The 6,465-nt window shown below is 48.8% G+C and carries 9 protein-coding genes; 4 read left to right on the forward strand and 5 right to left on the reverse strand.

Going from position 1 to position 6,465, the window contains the following annotated elements:
- The first annotated feature begins 21 nt into the window (after positions 1-21).
- Together EVJ33_RS05820 and EVJ33_RS05825 are read left to right on the forward strand one after the other, a co-directional pair.
- A complete protein-coding gene (locus EVJ33_RS05820) occupies positions 22-1,020 on the forward strand; it encodes a site-specific integrase (protein ID WP_131435275.1) in 999 nt (332 codons plus the stop codon).
- 61 nt (positions 1,021-1,081) lie between these two features.
- Entirely contained in the window at positions 1,082-1,477 is a 396-nt protein-coding gene (locus tag EVJ33_RS05825; RefSeq protein ID WP_131435277.1) for a hypothetical protein, read from the forward strand.
- Here the strand turns inward: EVJ33_RS05825 and EVJ33_RS05830 are convergent, their stop codons facing one another.
- Positions 1,478-2,026 (reverse strand): GNAT family N-acetyltransferase, encoded by a 549-nt coding sequence (locus tag EVJ33_RS05830; RefSeq protein ID WP_131435278.1) that lies wholly within the window; start codon positions 2,024-2,026, stop codon positions 1,478-1,480.
- 145 nt (positions 2,027-2,171) lie between these two features.
- Here EVJ33_RS05830 and EVJ33_RS05835 point away from each other — a divergent pair, with 145 nt between their 5' ends.
- Positions 2,172-3,329 (forward strand): MFS transporter, encoded by a 1,158-nt coding sequence (locus EVJ33_RS05835; protein ID WP_131435279.1) that lies wholly within the window; start codon positions 2,172-2,174, stop codon positions 3,327-3,329.
- A gap of 55 nt (positions 3,330-3,384) precedes the next feature.
- Here the strand turns inward: EVJ33_RS05835 and EVJ33_RS05840 are convergent, their stop codons facing one another.
- Together EVJ33_RS05840 and EVJ33_RS05845 are read right to left on the reverse strand one after the other, a co-directional pair.
- Positions 3,385-3,912, reverse strand: coding sequence for a hypothetical protein (locus tag EVJ33_RS05840; protein WP_131435280.1), 528 nt, complete (start codon positions 3,910-3,912; stop codon positions 3,385-3,387).
- Positions 3,902-4,729 (reverse strand): hypothetical protein, encoded by an 828-nt coding sequence (locus tag EVJ33_RS05845; protein WP_131435281.1) that lies wholly within the window; start codon positions 4,727-4,729, stop codon positions 3,902-3,904. The genes EVJ33_RS05840 and EVJ33_RS05845 overlap by 11 nt, the downstream gene beginning before the upstream one ends.
- Positions 4,730-4,818: 89 nt before the next feature.
- Between EVJ33_RS05845 and EVJ33_RS05850 the strand changes: the two genes are divergently transcribed.
- Positions 4,819-5,367, forward strand: coding sequence for a DUF4256 domain-containing protein (locus tag EVJ33_RS05850; RefSeq protein WP_131435282.1), 549 nt, complete (start codon positions 4,819-4,821; stop codon positions 5,365-5,367).
- A 23-nt stretch (positions 5,368-5,390) separates the two neighbouring features.
- Here the strand turns inward: EVJ33_RS05850 and EVJ33_RS05855 are convergent, their stop codons facing one another.
- Together EVJ33_RS05855 and EVJ33_RS05860 are read right to left on the reverse strand one after the other, a co-directional pair.
- Positions 5,391-5,876 (reverse strand): hypothetical protein, encoded by a 486-nt coding sequence (locus EVJ33_RS05855; RefSeq protein ID WP_131435283.1) that lies wholly within the window; start codon positions 5,874-5,876, stop codon positions 5,391-5,393.
- On the reverse strand, positions 5,873-6,151 hold the full coding sequence (locus tag EVJ33_RS05860; protein ID WP_131435285.1) for a hypothetical protein: 279 nt from the start codon (positions 6,149-6,151) through the stop codon (positions 5,873-5,875). The genes EVJ33_RS05855 and EVJ33_RS05860 overlap by 4 nt, the downstream gene beginning before the upstream one ends.
- Positions 6,152-6,465 lie beyond the last annotated feature (314 nt).

Raw genomic sequence — 6,465 nt, forward strand, 5'->3', positions numbered from 1 at the left:
TGAGGAGAAGGAGGAACGTCCATGACGAAACGTAGAAAAGAATATCCATTGCCTGAATACATCGAGTCGTACTTGTTCCATCTCGGCGCAAGCGGGCGCCAACCGTCGACGCTGAAACGGTATCGCTACGATTTGATCGATGTGCATAAATACTTTCATGACCATAACGTCGAGCTCGATGCCCCGGAGGCTTGGCTCGCCGTCCCGCTCGAATCGTGGAAGACGTTCGTCAACGACTTCCTGATCGAAGAGAAGCAATACCAACAAGCGACGGTCGCCCGAATCGTCACCGTCATCAATAGCCTGACCGTCTTCTTGAATCCGCTCCGAAAAAAGATGCTGACATACGCGCAGCCGGCCCATACGCTCACCGTCGACCAGATCGCCTTACCCGCTGAGTTCAGCAAGCTCGTCCGAACGATTCGCTCGAAAAGCGGGTTGAGTGAGAATCAGCTCCAGGCGCACCCGTATCTCGTCAATCGAAACGAGCTGATCGTCACGCTGTTCTATAAATACGGACTCCGGGTCCACCATATCATCCGTCTCCGGATGAATGACCTGCATCTCGCGAGCCAAGAGTTCGACGTCTATGACCGGCTCGGCAACCGCTTCTCATTAAAGCTCAGTCAAGAAGACCAGACGCTTCTCATGAACTATTTGGCCGACATCCCGACGCCCGTCCGTCCGCGTTGGTATTCGGACGATCCCGTCTTCGTCTCGTTCGACTTCTCGCGGATGACGTTCCGCTGGGTGTATGCGAAGAATCAACCGAAGCAGCTTACGATCGTCATGATCACGAAGATGATGCGCCAATTGAACGAACGGAGCGGTCTCACCCGCTCGGTCACACCGTCGATGCTTCGCAATGCCCACGTTTTGAAGACGTACGCGACCGACATGACGTCACTCGAGCGCATGAACGTGACGTGTATGCATAAAGAGTCTTCACTCCGGCGCTATGAGCAGGCGTATGCAGAGTTCGGCGCGACGCTCTATGAATCAGGGGGAGTTACCCCGTAACCAGTCGTCATCTTTGAAGGTGACGGCTTTTCTACTTGATGATCAGAAAGGTGGGTGTCCCATGTTTTATCAGAAAATCCAGTCCGCCCTCATCAGTTTATTCATCATCCCTTTCGTGTTGCCATTCCTATTTCCCGATGCCCTCGAGTTGTCGTATGGGCCAAGTGTGGCGATCTATTTGCTTTATGCCATTCCGATAGTGTTCACCTACGGGACGTTCATGTCTCTAATTTCTGAGTATAACAGCCAAAAGACGCCATTCCGTTCAAAACGGATGACGTCTTTGGTGTTTCACCTTATAGCTGGTTGGTTGTTCGTGATTCCATATGGACTGTTATTCGACCTATCCATCTTCGAGACAGGCTTCTTTAATTTCGCATCGTTACTCGGAGTATCAAGTGCCCTCGTCTTCTATATGGTCGACCAACTGCTTGGTCATCATTTCAGAACGCTTTAGTCAGTGGGCCCACTCATCTCGCAACAAGCCGTACACGACATGGTCGACATAACGGTCATAGAGCCACTCCGCGTTCCGGAGCACCCCTTCTTCGAGAAAACCGAACCGTTCCGGCAAGGCCCGACTCTTCACATTTCCAGTCGCGACCCGAATCTCGATTTTATCAAGTTTCAAGTCACGGAACCCGTAGTCGATGACCGTCTCGAGTGCTTGGCTCATGATGCCCTTGCCTTGAAAGTCTTGGCCGAGCCAATAGCCGACCGTGCCGCACTTGATGCCCCGGTCGATGTCGTTGAAACCAATCGTCCCAGCGAGCTCGCCCTGATACACAATCGCGAACGATTTCGGATAGCCGCCGGTCTCCATCAACCCTTTAATCCGCCCTTCGATATTTTTTCGCGAATCGTCGACCGTCTCAGTGTAATCGAGCCAACCGAGCCACTCGCGAAGATATGGCTTCGACGCCATCGTCAATTGGAACAACGCCTCCGCGTCGTCGACGGTGAACATCCGTAAATGAAGCTGATCATTGATGTCATAGCGTAACATGTCGTTTCCCCCGTTCACTTTCCAATTATTGTGCTCTTCATCATTTTATCGTAAACTATTTGTAAATAATTTGAAAGCGGTGAAAGTATGTAAGTCGACATCATGTCATCCACCCAAAATTGAATACTTCTGGAGGAGAGTCATGATGAAGTCGTTTTACCTGCTGTTGGTCAGTCAATGGCTGGCCAATATCGGCGACGTGCTCTATATCGTCGCCTTGATCGCTTTGTTATATCAACAGACCGGTTCCGCCCTGGCCGCCGCCAGTTTCCCGATTGCCGTCACGATCGGCATGACCGCGAGCGGTCTGTTCTTTGCCCGTGTCTTGTCTCGGTTCACCCTCGGTCAGACGTTGCTTGTCACCCAACTGTTGAAGACGGTCTTGCTTGGGGCCGTCATCTGGTCGGAGTCGATTCTCGTCCTCGGACTCGTCGTGCTCATCGCCTTCTTGGACGGGTTCGCCCGACCGGTCCAGGCGTCGTTCATCCCACGGCTGAAGACGAATCGCCAACAAGCGAACAGTCTCGTCCAAGGGTCGAACCAATTCGTCCAGCTGGCGATGTGGCCGCTCGGGACGATTCTTGTCGCTTCTTTCTCGAGCGCACTCGCTCTGACGATTGCGTTGATATTGTTCATGCTCTCGACGCTCGTCACGCTTCGCTTCGTCCGTTCACTCGATCGCGACGTGACGGTAGAAGATGGCGAATCAGACATTTCCCTCAGAGACAGCCTCGCCATCGTGCGAACGGCACCTCACGCTCGATTAATCACGGTGTTCGTCACGTTCGAATCGTTCGTCAGCACGCTCTGGATCTCGGCGCTCCTGCTTGTCTATCTAGAACGCCACCTCTACATCGACACAGGGTGGTGGGGCATGATGAACGCGAGCTTTTTGGTCAGTATGATTCTGGCCAGTGCGTATCTGTATCGCGCTCAACGCAACAGTTCGCTTGGGATCAGCTCTATGCTGTCGGTCGGAGCGGCCTTGTTGTTTGGCGTGACGTCTCATATCGCGTTCGCGCTCATCGCGCTCGCGATTCAAGGGTACGCCACCCAGCTCCGCATCATCCAGACGAACACCGTGCTCCAAGAAATGACACCGACCTCGCAACTTCCGTACGTCTATAGCGTCCAACAGACGGCCTACACCCTCGCCTTCAGCATCGGCAGCCTGACGTTCGGAATGCTTGCGGACGGATTGCCGATTGCCATTGTTTATTTGATTGGGGCAGGTTTGACCGTCCCGCTCGTCTGGCTCGGTCGACAAATCGATTTGACGGACGATGTGGCTCAATCCGCATAACAAGACAGCGCCTTCTCAGTCAGAAAGGGCGCCTGTTTGCTATTATGCGTACTTCTTACGACTTTTCGTAATAATGCTGCCCACCAAAATAGAAACTCGGGCTACCACGACGGATACACTTCAACCCGATCGCCGCCTCGACAGTCGGATCCGACATCGTGATGATTTCGAGGACCGTATCCAAACCGTATATCCGATAGTGACAAAATGTAACGACGTCCGGTTTGATGTCTTCCCACAATTGGAAACGTGTTTCTTGGAGCTGCTCGAGATAGCCTGACCTTATGTAACGAACGATTTGATTTCCTTCACATTGGTCGTGAGACGTGATCACCACCCCATCGGCATACGATTCATCGATGACTTCCATGTAGATGATGTCTTCAAAGCAGAGTTTCACGTTCACCATCTCGCTTTGTGGATGAATCCCATTCGCCTCGAGCCGCTCACGGAAGGAGGCATTCCTCTTCCTAGGATGGTCGAAGAGCTGTAAATTGAATGTCAGGTGTTTAGAACCGATGTCATAATCAAAAGCAAACACGTGCATCATCCCGTCATACAGGAACAAATCTTCAAATCTCATTGGAAATCACCTCTCCAGGATTTTTATACTGAAACACACCGTACCCTTCTCCTTGCGTGAAATCGTCTCCGATGAACAGTGAGACGGTTTCTGTCTTGGTCGGGATGAGGAATCGAATGCCTTCCCACTCTTCAGATAGGTTTACTAATGAGACAAGCTGATGCAAGGCGTGTTCTGAAAGTTGTGAGACATCACAGCTCACCTTATACGTCTTCGACCACATCCATTTCCCGATGCGTTCTATCGAATGGTCGCATCCCGTTCGTTTCGCCCAAATTTCAAAACCGGACAAAAATTCATTCTTTGATGAAACGATATGAAATGATTGAGCGCCAAGCGTAACCAATAAATAAGTAATGAATGAGGTAGGTTCTTTCAACTTCGGTAAATAAAACTCTCTCCACTGGCTGTCCCGCAAATTGTCCCACGAAAAATCATAAAGTGATTCCATTTTTGCAGAGAATGAATCCGGATAATGAAATGTCTGACTATGTGCTAATAAATAATCAAGGAAGGAAATATCATGTCCGGCTAGCTCGATGGACACAACTTTTTCTGTATGTAGCTTCCGATGATACGGGTCATACAAAAAGACTAGTTTTTCATTCGAATAGATGCCAATCGGTAACGTCAAATCGATCCATCGAAGCTGAAGCAATTCCGGCTTCGTCACATGTAAGTTCAGCTCTGAAAAATCTGTCACACGGTAAGAATCATGCGGCAGACCATCAGACCAAATCGTTTTGAGTTGAAACAAATCAATCGTCTGGAACGTCTGCGCGTGTAGCTGCTGAACATTCACCTCATCAAAGTTCATCGCACATTCCCCTTTCGCTAAATGAATTATAAATAGATGACGAAAAATATCTTATACTGATAAAAACTGCTGAAACGGAGTGAAGAATCATGGCCAACCTCTCAACTGAAGACAGAAACGAGTTATTCGCTATTCTCGAAGCACGTTTTCACACCCACATCGAGCGACACCCCGATATCGTCTGGTCAGACGTGTTAACGAAGCTGGAGACAGATTCGAACAAGCTCATCACACTCTCTGAAATGGAGCGGACCGGCGGCGACCCTGATGTGATTCGACTTCCGAACGGTGACCTCGCCTTTTGCGACTGCTCACCGGAAAGTCCGAGTGGCCGACGCAGCCTATGCTATGACGATGCGGCGTTAGCGGCACGAAAGAAAAACAAACCGGATGGGAGTATCGTCGCATCAGCCGAGAAGATGGGAATCGAGCTACTCGACGAAGCAACGTATCGCCATCTGCAGACGCTCGGCTCATTTGACTTGAAAACGTCGAGTTGGATATTAACCCCGGAAGCGATTCGTCAAAAAGGCGGCGCCTTGTTCTGCGACCGCCGCTATGACCAGATCTTTGTCTATCATAATGGTGCCGATTCGTATTATGCGGCCCGTGGATTCCGCGGGATGCTCATCCTCTAAGCAAGGCTACGCGCCTTGCTTTTTTATGTAAAAAGCCAATTGAAGAAAACAGGAACATATTTGACGAAGAAGAGACTTACGAAAAAGAGCGAGGGTACTTTTAGCAACCACATGTACCAGACGGTGTCTTTACGCATCCAAAACAGAATGATGGCGTGAAGCAGCGCATTCTGTGTGACGTTTGATCCGTGCATCATTTGACTTAACAAAGCTCCCCATCCAGGGAATGAATCTATACCAAACGATGCCGTGAAATCCGGCGATGTATCATATTTAATGCGTACGTACCACGCCATGGCGTAAAGAGAAACAAAGAACGAAGCGACAATCGTCATCACTAAAAACGTTAGAAACTCTTTCCACGACTCCACATCGAGGTAAAACACAATGAATAAAGTTACACTTGCAAACATAACTTGAATGATAAAAGCTGGAGAAATGGTCAGTACAGAAAACTCTTCTGCTGTCAGAAATGATCCAGCAACTAAACTTCGGCTATACTCTATCATCTGTATCTCATCTCACGTATGTAAGAAATAATCGCATCATACAATTCTATGTAAAGTACTATTCCCATCACAATCCCGAAGAGCAATAGAAGAGCTCCTAAGTGCTTCGTTGTCATGCGGACCAAGATCACATGAAGCACAATTGTTCCAATGATACTGTCCACTGTCGCACCGTCCCCTGAGACGGCCTGTTTTGGTTTAAGTAACAAATACATGCCGGCGGTAGATAAAATGATGCCTAGACAGACGATTAAAAATAGGTCAATTGCTAACATCTTTCTTGTGACTCCCTTTTATGTAAATTTGGTAGTTGAAATAAAAACAATGAAATCTGAGTGCTTTCTCGTTCAAATTTTAGAGTCTGTCCACCAAAATGTCTACCAAAATTTTCAAATGAATGAACGGTTGGGCATGATGGTTTATCTCACGTCCATCTCACTACAACAAAAAAACTGCAGACGATTTGATATGCTCCCCAATAGGTAGACAGATAAAATAACAAATCTGTTTATCTGATTGGGGAGTGTTTTTTTATGGCGAGAAGTCGGCATTCGATCGAACAAAAACTGGCTGCGCTGCGCATGGTGGA

Origin of the sequence: Exiguobacterium sp. SL-10, assembly GCF_004337025.1 — a bacterium.
In the GTDB taxonomy this organism is placed as follows: Bacteria; Bacillota; Bacilli; order Exiguobacteriales; family Exiguobacteriaceae; genus Exiguobacterium.